Below are 15,967 nucleotides of genomic sequence, written 5' to 3'. Positions count from 1 at the left end.
GTCGACGCGAGCGAAGGGCGGACGGGAGGCCCGTGGCGGTGTCGCCACCGGCCTCCCGTCCGTCAGGTGGTGACGCCCTGACGCCGCCGCGCCGGCCGGTGCCACACGAGTGCGTCACGCGAGCGGTCGCGGGCGAACCGGAGCACCCGCAGCACGACGATGTCGTGGTCGCCCGCCCGGTGGGTGGCCTCGACGACGCACTCGAGCCACGAGTGCGCGCCGTCGAGCAGGATCGCTCCCCCGGCCGTCTCGACCGTCCCCACCCCGTCGAGCCGGCGCCCGCGGTCACGCGACGCCAGCTGCGCGGTGTGCGCGGCGTGCTCGTCGCCGAGGACGGAGACCCCGATGACCGGCGCTGCGGCGAGGTCCGGCCAGGTGGTCGAGGAGTGCTGCACGGCGAACGTCACCAGCGGCGGGTCGTACGAGACCCCCACCGTGAAGGACGTCGCGACCATCACCACCGGGACGCCCGTGACGCGGGCGGCGATCGCCACGACGACCGAGGGCACCTCGGCGATCGCCTCGCGGATGTCGAGCGGGTCGTCGGTGAAGTCGTCGTGCATGGTGGGTCCCTCGTTCAGGAGCGGGCGAGAAGTGTCCGGGCGCGGCGCTCGTCGGCACGCATGGCGGCGACGAGGGCGTCCGGACCGGGGAACGTGCGTTGCCGTCGGATGCGCCGGCCGACGGTGAGCTCGACGGCTGTGCCGTACAGGTCGCCGTCGAAGTCGAGCACGTGGATCTCGACGGTGCGCGGTCGGTCGGCGAAGGTGCTGTTGCTCCCGACGGAGACCAGGGCCTCGCGGGCGACGGGCCAGGTCGCCGCCGTGAGCCAGCCGACGTAGACCCCGTCCGCCGGCACCGACCGGACGACGTCGGCGTCGGGCAGCAGGTTGGCGGTGGGGAACCCCAGGCCGTGGCCGACCCCGGCGCCGTGGACCACGGCACCGGTGAGCACGGTGCCCGCTCGACGGGGCGTGGGCAGGGACCGTGCCGCCACCACCGCGACCACCGCGACCAGGGCGAGGACGCCGAGCGTGACGGCGTCGGTCGCGGTGGCCAGCAGGACCGCCGTGACGGTGCTGCCGAGCACGGCGCCGAGCTGCTTGACGGTGTTGAAGGTGCTCGAGGCCGCCCCGATGGTGCTCGGGCCGGCGGCGAGCACGGCGGCGAGCGAGAACGGCGACCAGACGAAGGCGTTCGCGACCCCGAAGCCGGTGAAGGCGCTGGCGACCGCCCAGAGCGGTGCACCGGTGCCGATCAGCAGGGCCGTCAGGGCGACGGACACGACCAGCAGGACCGCGCCGACGGTGGCCGTCGCCCGGGGGCCCGCGGTGTTCGTCATGCGTCCGACGAAGGGTGCGGCGGCCAGGCACGCGACCCCCATCGGTACGAGCACCAGTGCGGCTGCTCCCGCACCGAGGCCCCGCTCGGTCTGCAGGTCGAGCATCAGCGGGATCGGTGCGGACCCGACGCAGAACGACGCCGCGGTCGCGCCCCACGCGCCGGTGACGAAGCCTCGGTCGCGGAACAGCCCGAGGGGGACGAGTGCCCGGTCGCCGGCCCGACGCTGCACCGTGAGCACCACCGCGACGACCCCCGCACCCAGCACCACCAGGGCGGCCCGGGGCAGCGGGGCGGCGAGCAACCCCGCTCCGGTCCCCTGCACGCCGACGACGACCGCGAGGACCCCGGCCGTCACCCCGGTGACCGCGAGCACGGGCAGCGGGACGACGATGCGCGGGGACACCGGCACGAACCGGAGCACCGCGATCGCCGTGACGACCCCGACCGGCACGTTGACGAGGAACACCGACGGCCATCCCCACGTCTCGACGAGCAGCCCGCCCACGATCGGCCCGGCAACGGTGGCAGCCCCGCCACCGGCGCTCCACACGGCGAGCGCGACGGCCAGCCGCGGCGGGTCGAACAGCGACCGGATGACGGTGAGGCACTGCGGGGTCAGCAGCGCAGCGCCGAGCCCCTGGACCGCTCGCCAGGCGACGAGCGCACCGATGCCCGGTGCCGCCGCGCAGCCGACGGACGCGATCGTGAAGACCGCGAGCCCGACCAGGTACACGCGGCGGTGCCCGAACCGGTCACCGAGCCGTCCGGCCACGAGCAGCGGCACCGCGAAGGCGAACAGGTAGGCGCTGTTGACCCACACGGACGTCGACGCGTCGGAGCCGAGTTCACGCCCGACGTCAGGGAGTGCGACGGACACGATCGTGCTGTCGAGCAGCAGCATGAAGAAGCCGAGGCAGAGCCCGCCGAGCGCGAGCCACCGACGGGCCGGGGTCACCTCACACCGCCAGGTTCTCGCGGAGCGTGGTGCCCGGGTACCGCGGTGCGAGGGCCCCGCGGTCGCGGAGCTCCGGCACGAGCAGCTCGCTCAGGTCGGCGAACCCGGACGGCATGCCGAGGGGGCTGGAGAGCATGTAGCCACCGCGGCCTCCCGTGGCGGCGAAGTTCTCCTGCAGTGCGTCGGCCACCGTGGCGGCGTCACCGACGAGCATGTGGTCGAGCCCGGTCGCGGCCCGCCAGCCGTGCTCGAAGAAGTCGTCACGGTCCATCGTGTGGTCCGCGCCGAACTCCGCGACCAGGCTGCCGACCAGGCCTGCCGGGCTCGCCTGCGCGGCGACGATCTCGTCGCGCAGTTCGCCGAGCCGGAACGACGCCGGCAGGGTCGAGAAGTCGTACCCGGCGTTGTGCGAGATGAAGGTGCCCACCGCCTCGCGGTTCCAGAACGACAGCAGGGAGTCCCGACGGGTGACGGCCTCGGCCTCGGTGGTGCCGACGATGGCCTGGGTGGCCCAGAGGATCCCGACGCCGGCGGGGTCACGGCCGGCCTCGGTGAGCGCCGCGTCGAGGGCGTCGCGGTGCCGGAGCTGCCCGGTGACGCTCGCGCCGAACCCGAACACCAGGTCGGCGAACGACGCACTCGCGGCGATGCCGCGCGGCGAGTTGCCGGCCTGCACCACCACGGGGTGCCGCTGCGGGCTGGGCACGCTCGCCAGGGGCCCGCGCACCTTGAAGAACCGTCCGTCGTGGTCGATGGGGTGCACTCCGGCGGGGTCGGCGAACCGGCCGGTCGCACGGTCGCGGACGATGGCGTCCGGTGCGACGGAGTCCCAGAGCGCACGGCAGACGCCGATGAACTCCTCCATCCGCTCGTAGCGCAGGTCGTGGTCGACCAGGTGGTCGGACCCGTAGTTCGCGGCGTCCGCACCCCGTGACGAGGCCACGACGTTGAACGCCATCCGACCACCGGTGACGTGGTCGAGCGAGTTGAGCAGTCGGGCGACCGAGAACGGGTGGGTGAACGTGGACGAGTAGGTGAGCCCGAAGCCGATGTGCTCGGTCACCGTGGACATCGCGGCGATCACCGGCGCCATGTCCTGCCGGGGCCACTGGATGCCCCACTCGACGGCCGGGTCGATGCTGCCGCGCCAGGTGCTCGGCACGCCGGAGCCGTCGCCGAAGAACAGCATGTCGACGCCGGCGCGTTCGGCGGTCCGCGCCACCTCCATGTACATCCGGACGTCGGGGAAGTCGTGGCCGACCCAGCTGCCTGCTGCCGCCCACCGCCCCTCGGTGTGGGTGAAGGACAGGTCGTAGGCCAGGTGCATGCCGGTCATCGGGCACCCACCGTCTCTGCCGGCACCGCTGCGCGCCACAGCGCCACGGCGTCGTCGGCGTCGGTGACGACGCCGACGTTCAGGCCGATCATCGTCAGCGCGGCGTCGTGCACGGCGGTGTCGTACGCGGCGGTGGCGTCCCGCGGGACCACCACGGGCCAGCCGAGCTGCATCGCGTCCTGTGCGGTGGCGAGCACGCAGCACTCGGTCGTGAGCCCCACGACGGTGACCCAGCCGATCCCGGCGGAGGTGAGCCGGGCCTCCAGGTCGGTGCCCAGGAACCCGCTGTAGCCGCGCTTCACGACGCGCGTCTCGCCGGACGCGGGCGCCGTGCGGAACCACTCGGCACCCTCGGTGCCGATGCGGCAGGGCTCGTCGTCGGGCATCGGTCCGTCGAGGGCACCACCGCGCAGCCAGGTGCTCGAGCGCCACGGTCGAGCCGGGTCGCTGCCGAGCTCGACCCAGACGACGGGGACGCCGGCGGAGCGGGCCTCGTCGACCAGGGTACCGATGCGGGTGACCGCGGCGTCGACGGCGGCCGACGCACGGTCGTCGAGTCCGTACGGGGCGATGCGCGCCGGCTCCCCGAAGTCGCGCTGCACGTCCACGACGACGAGCGCGGGGCGGAGCGCGGTGCCGGGTACGGGGCGCAGCGCGGCGTCGGCTGCCGCCGGCGGCGCGGTGCCGAGCAGGCGGTCCAGCCGCGTGTCGCGGCCCTCCGTCGCCCCGGTCACCGGAGCACCGCCGCGTCGTGCTGCCGGAGGGCCGGCAGGACCGTCTCGCCGAACAGCACCATGTCCTGGTCGTACTCGGGGAAGATCAGCATCAGACCGTCGAGCTCGCCCTGGTCGACGATGTACTCGATGTGCTCGGTGACGGTGTCCGCCGCACCCGCGACGTACGCCGTCTGGAACGCGTCCTCGCCGACCGCGCCGTCCGCCCAGGCACGCGCCTGCGCGGCGGGGACGCCCCACGACGACCGCATCGAGGCCAGTGCCTCGCGGTCGACGCCCACGCCCCACTCGCGCACCTTGCGCTGCGCGGCGGCGTCGGTCTCGCCCTGCACGACGGTGAGCATCGAGTAGGTCTTGCACTCCCGCCCCTCGGCGGCCGCGCGGTCGTGCACGTCACGCGACAGGTCGCGCATCTCGTCCAGGCTGTCGGCGGCGAGGAACGCACCGTCGGCGTGCTTCGCCTGGAACGCCCGGGCCGCCTCGGACTTGCCGGCGCTGATGATCGTCGGACGGGCCGACGGGTGCGGACGAGACTCGCAGCCGTCGAGGTCGAAGTACGGCGTGTGCATGGTGACGCTGTCCTCGGTCCACAGGCGCGTGACGGCCTCGGTCCAGAGCTCGGTCATCCGGTACCGGTCGGCGTGGCTGAGCGCCGCGTCCCAGATCCCGAACTGCTCGAACTCCGCCGCGTAGGCACCGTTCACGATGTTCATGCCGGCACGGCCGCCGGAGACGTCCTGCAGGGTGGTGTACATCTTCGCCGCGACGGCGGGGTTGTGGACGTTGGCGTGCATCGTCGCCCAGATCTTCACCCGCTCGGTGGCCTCGGCGATGCCGGCCATCATCGTCATCGACTCCAGGGACCGGCCCCAGTGGTCGGTGGTGCCGCCGAAGCCGCGCCACTTCGCCATCGACATCACGAAGTCCAGGCCGATCGCCTCGGCGTGCAAAGCCGCGCGCTTGTTCCAGGCGTAGGTCGCCTCGGGGTGGGGTGCGGTGGTGGAGAGCATCCACCCGCCGTTGCCGATCGGGAGGAAGATCCCGTACTCCTTCGCGGGCATCTCACGCCGCCTCTCTGGTCGTTGCGGAACACTCGGTCACGACGGGGCTCACGGTGCCGGCCACACCGTCTCGCCGTCCTTCGTGACGGCGTCGACGTACTCGTTCGTGAACCAGGCCTTCGCGTCGGCACCGGTCACGGAGGGCTTCACGATGCCGAACTGGTGCAGCATGTCGACGAGCTTCGACACGTTCTCCATGTCGATGCCGCCGAGCGGCTGCTCCGGCGTCGGGTTGTCCGCGATGACCTTCGTCTCGGTGGTCCAGATCTTCGCGTTCTGGGCTTCGTCGTAGGTCGCGCCGGAGAGCTTCGCGGCGTACCCGACGCACTGCTTCGTCTTCGCCGCGCTCGCGGAGCAGAAGTCGTAGGCGTGCAGGGCTGCGCGCAGGACGTCCTCGACGGCGGTCGGGTGCGCCTTCGCGAACGCCGGGTTCACGGCCATCGCGCCGATCGACGAGGGGATGCCGTAGTCGACGGGCTGCCAGACCTTGACGTCGTCACCGGCGGCCTCCAGCAGGTTCGGCTCGTTCGACACGAAGCCGGTCAGCGCCTCGAGCCCGTTCTGCTTCCGGGGCAGGACCGAGGGGTCGTAGCCCTCCTTCACCAGCGTCAGGGAGTCCCAGTCGACACCGGCCTTGACCATCATCGCCTGGACGGACGCGGGCACGTACCCCTTGTGTCCGACGACCTTGCCGTCGAGCTGCTTCAGGTCCGTGACGTCGTCGCCGTTGGTCATCAGGATGTCGAGCCCGGCGTTCGAGTAGGACGAGATGCCGGTGATGTCGATGCCGTTCGCCCGGGCCTGGATGAGGTCCTGCTCGGCGACCGCGGACACCGTGGCCTGGCCGCTGGCGAGGAGCTTGGTGTTCTGCGCGGTGTCGCCGGACCCGGGCTTCAGGGTGACGTCGAGGCAGAGGTCCTTGAAGTAGCCGAGCTCGTCCGCCGCGATGTACTCGAGGATCGACGCCGACGACTGGTACTGGTAGCCGGACAGGTACGTGATCGTGCCGGCGTCCTTGTTCTCCTTGCACCGCTCGGACGAGATCGCGCTGCCCTCGGCCGATGCGCTGCCGGCGCTCGAGCCGGCGCTGCAGCCGGTGAGGGCGAGGGCGACGGCGGCGGTGGCGAGGGCCGCGACGGCGGCCTTGGTGCGGTGCTGCTTGCTGCGGGGCTGCGTGGTGCTGTGCTGCATGGTCACTCCTGTGGGAAGGGATGGGTGGTGCAGGGAGGGTGCGGGTGGTGGGACGGGTCGCCGGGGTCGGCCTGGAGGCGCGGCTGACGTCGCGCGGGCGGGCTCGCTCCGGCGGGTGGTGCGGTCGGGCCGCGGGGCGGCCGCGGGTCAGTCGTTCGCGCTGCGGTGCCAGTGCAGGACGCGTCGCTCGACGAGCGTGATGAGGCCGAGCAGCACCACGCCCATCACGGCGAGGATCGCGATGGCCGCGTAGACGACGGCGAGCTGGTTCATCGACGACGCCGTGCTGATCACGGTGCCGAGACCGCCGGTCGACCCGGACGCCGACAGCTCCGCGACGACCGCGCCGATGATGGACAGCGGGAACACGATCCGCAGTGCGGCGAAGACGAACGGCAGGGCGTTCGGGATCCGCAGGTGCACGAGCATCTCGAACCGGGACGCGTCGATCGTCCGGTACACCTGCAGCACGGGCTGTGGCACGGAGCGCAGTCCGGCGGCGGTGTTGATCAGGATCGGGAAGAAGCAGATCAGGGCCGTGATCACGAGCTTCGGCAACGGCCCGAACCCGAACGCCACGACGAGTGCCGGGGCGATGGCGACGAGCGGGGTCACGTTGAGGACGATCGCGATCGGCATGACCGCCCGGCGGACGATCGGCAGTTCGCTCGTCAGCACCGCGAGCACGAAGGCCGCCAGGAACCCGATCGCCAAGCCCACGAGCGACTCGACCAGGGTGATGCCGGCGTTCTGCAGGTAGTAGGGCAGCTGCGTCGCCAGGGTCTCCCCCACGGCGGGCAGCGGCGGCAGCAGGAACGGCATCGCGGACGCCCCGAGCTGCCAGAGCACCGCCAGGACGGCGAGCATGACGACGAGGGGCAGCCAGACGACGGGCCGGAGCCAGCCGGGCACGGGCCGACGGGTGCTGCGCCGTTCGGCTTCAGCCGTGGTGCCGGTCGCGGTGACGGTGGACGCCGAGGTGGAGGTCGCGCTCATGGTCCCGTCCTCCTCAGGCCGCATCGGACGTGCGCCAGGCGCTGTGGAGGCGGGTCCGGACGAGGTCCTCGTACTCGTGGAACCGCCGTTCCTCGAACAGGCGCTGGTTCCGCGGGCGGGGCAGGTCGATGTCGATCACGTCGACGATGCGGCCGGGGCGCGGGGCCATCACGACCACGGTGTCGGACATCCGGACCGCCTCGGACACCGAGTGCGTGACGAACAGCACCGTGGTGCGCAGTTCGTCCCACAGGTCGAGCAGCTGGTCCTGCAGGCTCTCGCGGGTGAACTCGTCGAGCGCCGAGAACGGCTCGTCCATGAGCAGGACGTCAGGCCGCAGCCCGAAGGCCCGCACGATCGCGGCGCGCTGCTGCATCCCGCCGGACAGCTGAGCGGGGAGCTTGTCCATGGCCTCGCCGAGTCCCGCCATCCGCAGCAGCTCCCGCATGTCCGGGCCGGCTCCGGTGGTGCGTTCCTCGAGGTCCCCGATGGCCGCTCGGCGACGCCCGGCTCCGGGGTTCACCCGGGCGGCGAGCGAGACGTTCTGCAGCACGGTCAGCCACGGCAGGAGCGCGGGGGCCTGCGGCACGAGCCCGATGAGCTTTGCCGCACAGGCCTGCGCCGGTGTGACGCCGTGCACCCGGACGTCGCCGCGGTCAGCCGGTTCGAGCCCGGCGACCAGGCGGAGCAGTGTCGACTTGCCGCAGCCGCTCGGGCCGATCAGCGAGACGAACCGTCCGGGTTCGATCGTCAGTTCCACGTCGTCGAGGGCCACCATCGCACTCGCGCCGCTGCCGTACACCTTGCGCACCGCGTCCACGCGGACCGCTGATGTGCTCATCCGTTCCTCCATACCGTCGGCGAGCACGCATGCTCGGTCTCGTATGGCGGAGAGCGTGCGTCGCGAGCTCGGGTTCGTCTGCGACGCGGAAATCCGCTGCTGGTGACGAGGTTAGGACGCCCGTGTTACGGAGCCGGACCACATGTGTTGCGAACGTGTGAACGGGTGCGGAGCTCAGCGCGACGAGGGCGCTGCGGTGGTTCCGTCCCACACGAGCACCTCGACGCCCAGGTCGGCGGCGGCGACCGAGACCCACCCGGCGAGTGCCCGAGCAGCGGGTTCGGCCACGACGAGCACCGCTCGTTCGACCCCGGGCACCGAACGGCGCAGCCACAGGAGCTTGAACAGGTCCGCCATCACCTTGTTGCGCCACGCGGGCTTGTAGGCACCCTGGTTCGCGACGAGCTGCACGACCACCCGGTCGCCCTCGTCGATGCCCTCGACCTCGACCCGTGCGCGGTCGAGCACGACCGTCCGGGGGCGCAGGACGACACCGAGTGCGGTGCCGGCGTGCTCGAGCATCCGGCGTTCGACGGAGTCGGGGGCGAACCGGCCCCACTCGGAGCGCTCGGCGGAGACCTCGGTCATGTCGGCAGTGTAGGCGGGCGACACCGCGGCGTACGCCGTCGTGTCTGCCCGACGCCGCGAAGTCGTCGAGACGCCCCCGTTTCCGGAGGCGTCTCGACGTGACGACGGCGTCTCGTGCCGCAGCAACGGGTCAGACGACGGACCAGCCACCGTCGCTCGGCAGCACCGCACCGTTGACGTTCGCCGAGTCGTCGCTCAGCAGCCACGTGATCGCGGCGGCGAGATGCTCGGGCTGGGCGACCGGCGGGATGGTGGTCTGCATGATCGGACCGACCCGGCGGGCCGCGTACTCGCTGCGCATCGGCGCCTCGATGTTCGTGGCGACCGCACCCGGCGCCACGGCGTTCGCCCGGATGCCCTGCGGCCCGTGGAAGAACGCGACGCTCTTGGTGTACCCGGCGATGGCGTGCTTCGACGAGGTGTAGGCAGCACCGGCGGCCGAGGCCTTCAACGCAGCCTCGGACGCGACGTTCACGACCGATCCCTTGCCGGCGGCGATCATCAGCGGCAGCACGGCGCGGGTCAGGCGCATCGGGCCGGTGACGTTGACGCTGAAGACACGCTCCCAGGTGGCGTCGTCGACCTCGTCCGGCGGCAGGAACGCGTCCATGATGCCGGCGACGTTGGCGAGCCCGTCCACCCGGTCGCCGGCGGCGGCGATGAGTGCGTCGATGGTCTCGCTCGCGGCGACGTCGCCGACGACGGTCTCCACGGCGAAGCCCTCGAGCTCCGTGCGGAGTGCGTCGAGCCGCTCCGCCACGACGTCGGTCGCGATGACGCGCCCGCCCTCGTTCGCGATGCGCGTCGCCGTGGCGCGTCCGATGCCGGAACCCGCTCCGGTGACGATGATGGTCCTGCCGGTGAACCGTCCGGCGGTGGTGTCGGTCATGTGGTCTCCTCGATGCGGGGCGCTCGCTGCGCCACACCCGGTTATAGCACTCAGTGCCGAAAGGTCTCCATGAGCTCGACGAACGACCGTCCGACGGGGCGCCCGCGCACCATCGACCCCGACGCCGTGTCCCTCGTCGCACTTCGGCTGTTCGACGACCAGGGCTTCGACGCGGTGTCGATGGACGACGTCGCCGCGGCGGCCGGGGTCAGTCGCCGGTCGCTCTTCCGGTTGTTCCCGAACAAGGCGGCGCTGGTGTGGGGCGGTCTCGACGAGTTCGCCGCACGCTTCCGCGAGGCCCTGCGGTCACGGCCGGCAGACGAACCCTCGGCGGTGTCGCTCCGGGCGGCCTACCGGATCGGTGCGACGTTCCCGGACGACGCGGTCGAGGTCACCCGACACCGGCTCCGGGTCATCCGCGCGAACCCGTCGCTCGAGCACGTCGGCGCCGCGACGGTCACGGCCCTGACCGACGAGATCCTGCGGTACGTGGCCGAGCGGGACGGGGTCACCGCCGACGACCTCGCCGTCGCAGTACGCGCCCACACGCTGGCCGCCGCAGCGAGCGCCGCACTCACCTGGTGGGCACTGCACGGCGACGGCCGTCCGGAGGACGTCCTGGAGCGGGCACTCGCGCTGCTCGACTGACGAGCCCGGGGTTCCCCCACGCCGCACGCCGGAGTACCTTGCCGGGCATGCACACGACCGGACCCGCGCCGTACTTCCAGTTCGCCGGCACCGCCAGGCAGGCCCTCGAGCACTGGCAGCGGGTGTTCGGCGGCGAGGTGCAGATCGCGACCTACGCGGACTTCTCCCGCACGGACGGCCCGGCCGACGCCGTCGCGCACGGCCAGCTCACCGGCGAGCTGCAGCTGTTCGCCGCGGACGCGAGCGAGGGCGACACCCCGTTCTCGGCGACCGGGCTGCTCTTCTCACTGCTCGGCGCTGCGGAACCGGACGTCCTGCGTCGGTGGTTCGACCAGCTCGCCGAGGGCGGCACGGTGATCGACCCGCTGCAGCAGCGCCCGTGGGGCGACTGGGACGGCACCGTCCGCGACGCGCACGGGGTCACCTGGCTGATCGGGTTCGAGGACTCCGCGCGCTGAGTCCGGCGCGCTGCAGCGCCTACTGCTGGTCGGACGGCAGCAGCGGCGCCCAGAAGGCGTCGGGACCGTCGGCCTGCACGGCGTCGCGCTCGAACCGGAACCCGTAGTCGCGCACGAAGTCGAGGGCCGCGGCCTGCTCGTCCTCGGCGTCGTCGTGGTCCGCGTCGAACAGGTACACGCCGTGCCCCATCGCGACACCGGCGTCGCTGATGACGGAGAGGTCCCAGCGGCCCTGCTCGGAACGCTCGATCCGGACGACGGCGGCCTGGGATGCGGTGAAGTCAGCCATGCCGCGAGCCTACGGACGCCCCGCGGCTGGCGTTCAGGATGCTCCGCGGCCACTACGCTGTGCACGGTCACAGGTCAGACGAGTGGAGAACGCATTGTCAGTCGGATTGCTCGCCGTGGTGGACGACATCCTCTCCGCAGCCCTCAAGGCCAGCGCGAAGACCGCCGGGGTCGTCATCGACGACGCCGCCGTCACGCCCCAGTACGTGCAGGGCCTCGAGCCCGCTCGTGAACTCCCCGTCGTCGGGCGCATCGCCCTCGGCAGCCTGTTCAACAAGTTCATCATCATCATCCCGCTGGCGTTGCTGCTCACGGCCTTCGCGCCCGGCGTGCTGCCGTGGCTGCTGCTGCTCGGTGGCACGTACCTGTGCTTCGAGGGTGCCGAGAAGGTGACCGAGTGGTTCGGTGTGCACCACGAGGGCGGGTCCGACGAGGCCGTCACCGAACCGAAGCTCGTCTTCGGCGCCATCCGCACCGACCTCATCCTGAGCACCGAGATCATGCTCATCGCGCTGGCGGGCCTCGACCCCGACCTGGGGCTCTGGCCGACGCTCGGCGCCCTGATCGTGATCGGTCTGGTCATGACGGCCGTCGTCTACGGCGCCGTGGCACTGCTCGTGAAGGTCGACGACATCGGCCTGCAGATGATGAAGAACTCCGTCCGCCGCACCCGTCGGATCGGTGCCCGCATCGTCCGCGCGATGCCGATGGTCTTCCGGGTCATCAGCGTCATCGGCACGGTCGCGATGCTCTGGGTCGGCGGACACCTGGTCATCGCGAACCTCGCCGAGACCGTCTGGCACGGACCGTACGACCTGCTGCACGTGATCGAGCACGCACTCGAGGCCGCAGGCCCCGTCGTCGTCTGGATCGCCGACACCGCCGTCTCGGCCGTGGCCGGCCTCGCGCTGGGCATGGTCGTCGTCGGCATCGTGCTGGGCATCGGCCGCCTGCGCGGCAAGCAGCACTGACGCGGCTGCACGGCGGACGGGAGGCCCGTGGCGGCCCGGCACCGTGCCTCCCGTCCGGCGCACCGAGCGCCCACCGCTGACGGTGCGGCCGCGCTCAGCGCTGCACGTTCTCGAGGTCCTCGAGCAGGCTCGGGTGCGTCGGCACCCAGCCGAGCGCTTCGCGCGTATGGGCACTCGACGCCGGCTGGTCCATCGCGAAGATGGGCGCGAACGCGCCGAACGTCTCGTCGGCCACCCGCTCGACCGGCAGGCCGAGCCGCCGCCCGATGACCTCGGCCAGGTCACGCACCCGGTCCCCCTCGTCGGCGACCGCGTGCCAGACGGTCCCCGCCGGAGCACCTTCGAGCGCGAGCCGGAACAGCACCGCGGCGTCCGCGGCGTGCACGGCGGGCCACCGCTGCTCGCCGTTGCCGGGGTAGCCCGCCACCCCTGCCTGTCGGGCCGTCTCCGTCAGGATGCCGGCGAACCCGCCCGTGCCGTCCGCATGCACGGTGCGCGGCAGCCTGATCGCCGAGACCCGGACGCCCCGTGCCGCCAGGTCGAGGGCGGCGAGGACGGATCGGGCACGACCCGCGACCGGCCCCTCGAGCGGGAGCGGGTCGGTCTCGACCGAGGCCCGACCGGGCTCCCACGGCGTGCCGGAGACGACGACGAACGGGCGGTCGGTGCCGACGAGTGCCTCGCCGAGTGCGGCCATGGCGGCGCCTTCCTCGGCGATCCCCCGCTCGAGCGCCTCCGCTGAACTGAAGTCGTTCGAGAACGCGAGGCTGATGACCCCGTCGGCCGAGCGGGCGCCCTCGCGCAGCACGTCGAGGTCGGTGAGTGCACCGCGGGCCGGGGTCGCCCCCGCGGCGACGAGGGCAGCGGCCGACCGGTCCGAGCGGGCCAGGGCCGTGACGGCGTGCCCGGCGGTGATGAGTTCGGTGACGACGGCGGTGCCGATGGTGCCGGTGCCGCCGGTGACGAAGACGTGCATGGGTGCTCCTCAGAAGTGATGGGACTTTTGTACCGTCACCGTACACCCGTGATGGGACAATTGTCCCGTCGCGTATGATCGTCGCATGGTGCGATGGGAACCCGGGGCCCGGGAACGACTGGTCCTGGCCGCGGTCGACCTGTTCTCCGAGCAGGGCTACGACGAGACGACCGTCGCGCAGATCACCGAACGCGCCGGTGTCACCAAGAGCACGTTCTTCCGGCACTTCCCGGACAAGCGCGAACTGCTCGTCGCCGGGCAAGAGACCCTGAGCCGGCTCCTCGCCGAGGGCATCACCGACGCACCGGCCGACGCCACCCCGCTCGACGCCGTCGCCGCGGGTCTGGAACGGGCCTCGGACGAGATGGGACCGCTGAACCGCGAGCTCGGACCACGACTGCGAGCGGCGGTCGCCGCCAGCGCCGAGCTGCAGGAGCGCGACGCCCTGAAGAGCGTCGGGATGGCCGCGGCCATGACCGACGCCCTGGTCGGCCGCGGTGTCCCCGACGCGCCCGCTCGACTGGCCGCCGAGATGGGTGTCCTCGCCTTCAAGCAGGGCTTCGAGCGGTGGTCGGGTGTGGGGCGCGCCGACGACGACCGACTGGCCGACCACGCCACGGCCGCGCTCGCCGAACTCCGAGCCGCGGCCGCCCAGCTCGGCTGAGCGGACGCGGGCGGACGCGGGCGGACGCTGAGCGGACGCCGGTCGTGCATCGTCGTATCCTCGGCGCCATGGCAACGGTGCGACAGGTCCAGGTGACGTTCGACTGCGCCGAGCCGGAGCGTGTCGCCCGGTTCTGGTGCGAGGTCCTCGGGTACGTGGTGCCGCCGCCCCCACCGGGGTTCGCCGACTGGGACGCGTTCGACCGGTCGCTGCCGCCGGAGCACCAGGGCTCGGCCTTCGCGTGCGTCGACCCGACCGACGCCGGCCCCCGCCTGTTCTTCCAGCGCGTCCCCGAGGGCAAGACGGTGAAGAACCGCGTGCACCTGGACGTCCGGGTCGGCACCGGGATGACCGGCGCTGAACGGCTCGCGGCCCTCGACGCCGAGAGCGCCCGTCTGGTCGGGCTCGGCGCCACCCAGGTCCGTCGGATGACGGCGGACCAGGTGAACGAGTCGTGCATCGTCATGCAGGACGTCGAGGGCAACGAGTTCTGCCTGGACTGACCGGCGTATCGTCGACGGACCCGAACCGCACCGCCGCGCCCCGGAAGGACCCCCACCCCGCATGACCGTCACCGCCGCATCCGCCACCGCAGCCGACGCCACCGCCCTCGAACACCTGCTGGGGTCCGACCAGGTCCTCCGCGACCCGGAGTCGCTCGAGCGCTACCGCCACGACGACGCCGAGTGGGCCGACTCCACGGCACCGCTCGCCGTGGTCCTGGCACGCAGCACCGACGACGTCGTCACCGCCGTCCGCTGGGCAGCCGCCGCCGGCCTCCGGGTCGTCCCTCGCGGTGCCGGCACCGGCCTGTCCGGCGGCGCCAACGCGATGGCCGACTCGATCGTCGTGTCGCTCGAGCGGATGAACCGGGTGCTCGAGGTGAACACCGACGAGCGCTACGCGGTCACCGAACCCGGCGTCATCAACGACGCACTCCGCGCGGCGGTCGCCGAGCACGCCCTCTGGTACCCGCCGGACCCCGCGAGCTCGGCGATCTCGACGATCGGCGGCAACGTCGCGACGAACGCCGGCGGCATCTGCTGCGTCAAGTACGGGGTCACCCGCGACTACGTGCTCGGCATGACCGTCGTGCTGGCCGACGGGTCGGTCGTGAAGCTCGGCCGCCGGACCGCGAAGGGCGTCGCCGGGTACGACCTCACGGGGCTGCTGGTCGGTTCCGAGGGCACGCTCGGCATCGTCGTGTCGGTCACCGTGCAGCTGCTCCCCCTGGCCGGCCGTGACGAGCGGGCCGTGATCGGGTACTTCCCCTCGCTGACCGCCGCGGGCGACGCCGTGGCCGCGATCTCGCGCGCGGGCATCATCCCCGCGGCCCTCGAGATCGTCGACCGCACCTGCCTGCGCGCCGTCGACGACTGGATGCACCTCGGGCTGCCGGCGGACGTCGACACCCTGCTGCTCGCACGGGTCGACGAGCGCGGTGCCGCCGGGGACGCGATCGCCGACCACGTCGCGGACGTGTTCGCCGAGGCCGGTGGCACGGACGTCGAGCGAGCCACCGATCCCCAGGACATCGACCGGCTCTTCCAGGCCCGCCGGCTCGCCTACCCGGCGCTCGAACGGCTCGGGCCGGTGCTGACCGAGGACATCTGCGTGCCGCGGAGCGCGGTGCCCGAGATGCTCCGGCGGATCCAGGTGACCGCGGATGCACAGGACGTCACGATCGCCAACATCGCGCACGCCGGCGACGGCAACCTGCACCCGCTGATCATCGCGCCCGAGGGCGACGACGCCGCGAAGGCCCGCGCGAAGACCGCGTTCGACCAGATCGTGGCGGACTGCCTGGCGCTCGGCGGGACCGTGACCGGTGAGCACGGCGTCGGGCTGCTGAAGCTGCCGGGCCTGCGCGTCGAGCTCGGCGACCGCGTGCTCGCGATGCACCGCTCCGTGAAGGACGCGCTCGACCCGGCGGGGACCCTGAACCCGGGCAAGGCGTTCTGACCCGAGCGGACGACGGACGGGAGGCCCGGTGCCAGCTGGCACCGGGCCTCCCGTCCGTCGGGTGG

General features: G+C 72.4%; 18 protein-coding genes. 6 read left to right on the top strand and 12 right to left on the bottom strand.

Going from position 1 to position 15,967, the window contains the following annotated elements:
- Nucleotides 1–62: 62 nt before the first annotated feature.
- The 10 genes from BIU91_RS09310 to BIU91_RS09265 form a co-directional block, all read right to left on the bottom strand.
- The gene (locus tag BIU91_RS09310; RefSeq protein WP_071405191.1) at nucleotides 63–563 is read right to left on the bottom strand and encodes a flavin reductase family protein; all 501 of its coding nucleotides are present in this window, start codon (nucleotides 561–563) and stop codon (nucleotides 63–65) included.
- 14 nt (nucleotides 564–577) lie between these two features.
- Nucleotides 578–2,299 carry an MDR family MFS transporter gene (locus BIU91_RS09305; RefSeq protein WP_253183719.1) on the bottom strand — a complete coding sequence of 574 codons (1,722 nt, stop codon included), beginning with the start codon at nucleotides 2,297–2,299 and terminating at the stop codon, nucleotides 578–580.
- A gap of 1 nt (nucleotide 2,300) precedes the next feature.
- Nucleotides 2,301–3,635 carry an NtaA/DmoA family FMN-dependent monooxygenase gene (locus tag BIU91_RS09300; RefSeq protein ID WP_071405190.1) on the bottom strand — a complete coding sequence of 445 codons (1,335 nt, stop codon included), beginning with the start codon at nucleotides 3,633–3,635 and terminating at the stop codon, nucleotides 2,301–2,303.
- Entirely contained in the window at nucleotides 3,632–4,369 is a 738-nt protein-coding gene (locus tag BIU91_RS09295; protein WP_253183718.1) for an isochorismatase family cysteine hydrolase, read from the bottom strand. Before BIU91_RS09295 ends, BIU91_RS09300 begins: the two co-directional genes overlap by 4 nt.
- The gene (locus BIU91_RS09290; RefSeq protein WP_071405189.1) at nucleotides 4,366–5,430 is read right to left on the bottom strand and encodes an LLM class flavin-dependent oxidoreductase; all 1,065 of its coding nucleotides are present in this window, start codon (nucleotides 5,428–5,430) and stop codon (nucleotides 4,366–4,368) included. The genes BIU91_RS09295 and BIU91_RS09290 overlap by 4 nt, the downstream gene beginning before the upstream one ends.
- A 48-nt stretch (nucleotides 5,431–5,478) precedes the next feature.
- Nucleotides 5,479–6,621 (bottom strand): ABC transporter substrate-binding protein, encoded by a 1,143-nt coding sequence (locus BIU91_RS09285; protein ID WP_071405188.1) that lies wholly within the window; start codon nucleotides 6,619–6,621, stop codon nucleotides 5,479–5,481.
- Nucleotides 6,622–6,768: 147 nt separating this feature from the next.
- On the bottom strand, nucleotides 6,769–7,617 hold the full coding sequence (locus tag BIU91_RS09280; RefSeq protein WP_084740975.1) for an ABC transporter permease: 849 nt from the start codon (nucleotides 7,615–7,617) through the stop codon (nucleotides 6,769–6,771).
- Between the two features lie 13 nt (nucleotides 7,618–7,630).
- The gene (locus BIU91_RS09275) at nucleotides 7,631–8,458 is read right to left on the bottom strand and encodes an ABC transporter ATP-binding protein (RefSeq protein WP_071405239.1); all 828 of its coding nucleotides are present in this window, start codon (nucleotides 8,456–8,458) and stop codon (nucleotides 7,631–7,633) included.
- Nucleotides 8,459–8,632: 174 nt separating this feature from the next.
- Entirely contained in the window at nucleotides 8,633–9,046 is a 414-nt protein-coding gene (locus BIU91_RS09270; protein ID WP_071405238.1) for a hypothetical protein, read from the bottom strand.
- Nucleotides 9,047–9,176: 130 nt separating this feature from the next.
- Nucleotides 9,177–9,935 (bottom strand): SDR family NAD(P)-dependent oxidoreductase, encoded by a 759-nt coding sequence (locus BIU91_RS09265; protein WP_071405186.1) that lies wholly within the window; start codon nucleotides 9,933–9,935, stop codon nucleotides 9,177–9,179.
- A 69-nt stretch (nucleotides 9,936–10,004) separates the two neighbouring features.
- Between BIU91_RS09265 and BIU91_RS09260 the strand changes: the two genes are divergently transcribed.
- The gene (locus BIU91_RS09260) at nucleotides 10,005–10,583 is read left to right on the top strand and encodes a TetR family transcriptional regulator (RefSeq protein ID WP_071405185.1); all 579 of its coding nucleotides are present in this window, start codon (nucleotides 10,005–10,007) and stop codon (nucleotides 10,581–10,583) included.
- Between the two features lie 47 nt (nucleotides 10,584–10,630).
- Entirely contained in the window at nucleotides 10,631–11,041 is a 411-nt protein-coding gene (locus BIU91_RS09255) for a VOC family protein (protein ID WP_071405184.1), read from the top strand.
- Nucleotides 11,042–11,060: 19 nt separating this feature from the next.
- Here BIU91_RS09255 and BIU91_RS09250 read toward each other — a convergent pair whose 3' ends face one another.
- On the bottom strand, nucleotides 11,061–11,330 hold the full coding sequence (locus BIU91_RS09250; protein ID WP_071245932.1) for a hypothetical protein: 270 nt from the start codon (nucleotides 11,328–11,330) through the stop codon (nucleotides 11,061–11,063).
- Between the two features lie 94 nt (nucleotides 11,331–11,424).
- Between BIU91_RS09250 and BIU91_RS09245 the strand changes: the two genes are divergently transcribed.
- Nucleotides 11,425–12,300 (top strand): DUF808 domain-containing protein, encoded by an 876-nt coding sequence (locus tag BIU91_RS09245; protein ID WP_071405237.1) that lies wholly within the window; start codon nucleotides 11,425–11,427, stop codon nucleotides 12,298–12,300.
- 94 nt (nucleotides 12,301–12,394) lie between these two features.
- Here the strand turns inward: BIU91_RS09245 and BIU91_RS09240 are convergent, their stop codons facing one another.
- Nucleotides 12,395–13,276, bottom strand: coding sequence for an SDR family oxidoreductase (locus BIU91_RS09240; RefSeq protein ID WP_071405183.1), 882 nt, complete (start codon nucleotides 13,274–13,276; stop codon nucleotides 12,395–12,397).
- An 85-nt stretch (nucleotides 13,277–13,361) separates the two neighbouring features.
- Here BIU91_RS09240 and BIU91_RS09235 point away from each other — a divergent pair, with 85 nt between their 5' ends.
- The 3 genes from BIU91_RS09235 (at nucleotide 13,362) to BIU91_RS09225 (ending at nucleotide 15,902) form a co-directional block, all read left to right on the top strand.
- Entirely contained in the window at nucleotides 13,362–13,940 is a 579-nt protein-coding gene (locus BIU91_RS09235) for a TetR/AcrR family transcriptional regulator (RefSeq protein WP_071405182.1), read from the top strand.
- Nucleotides 13,941–14,008: 68 nt separating this feature from the next.
- Entirely contained in the window at nucleotides 14,009–14,443 is a 435-nt protein-coding gene (locus tag BIU91_RS09230; protein WP_071405181.1) for a VOC family protein, read from the top strand.
- 61 nt (nucleotides 14,444–14,504) lie between these two features.
- On the top strand, nucleotides 14,505–15,902 hold the full coding sequence (locus tag BIU91_RS09225) for an FAD-linked oxidase C-terminal domain-containing protein (protein ID WP_071405180.1): 1,398 nt from the start codon (nucleotides 14,505–14,507) through the stop codon (nucleotides 15,900–15,902).
- Nucleotides 15,903–15,967: the final 65 nt, after the last annotated feature.

Origin of the sequence: Curtobacterium sp. MMLR14_002 (assembly GCF_001864975.1) — a bacterium.
Classification (GTDB): domain Bacteria; phylum Actinomycetota; class Actinomycetes; order Actinomycetales; family Microbacteriaceae; genus Curtobacterium; species Curtobacterium flaccumfaciens.
Note: the sequence above shows the minus strand (reverse complement) of the source record. Positions and strands in the feature narration are given on the sequence as shown.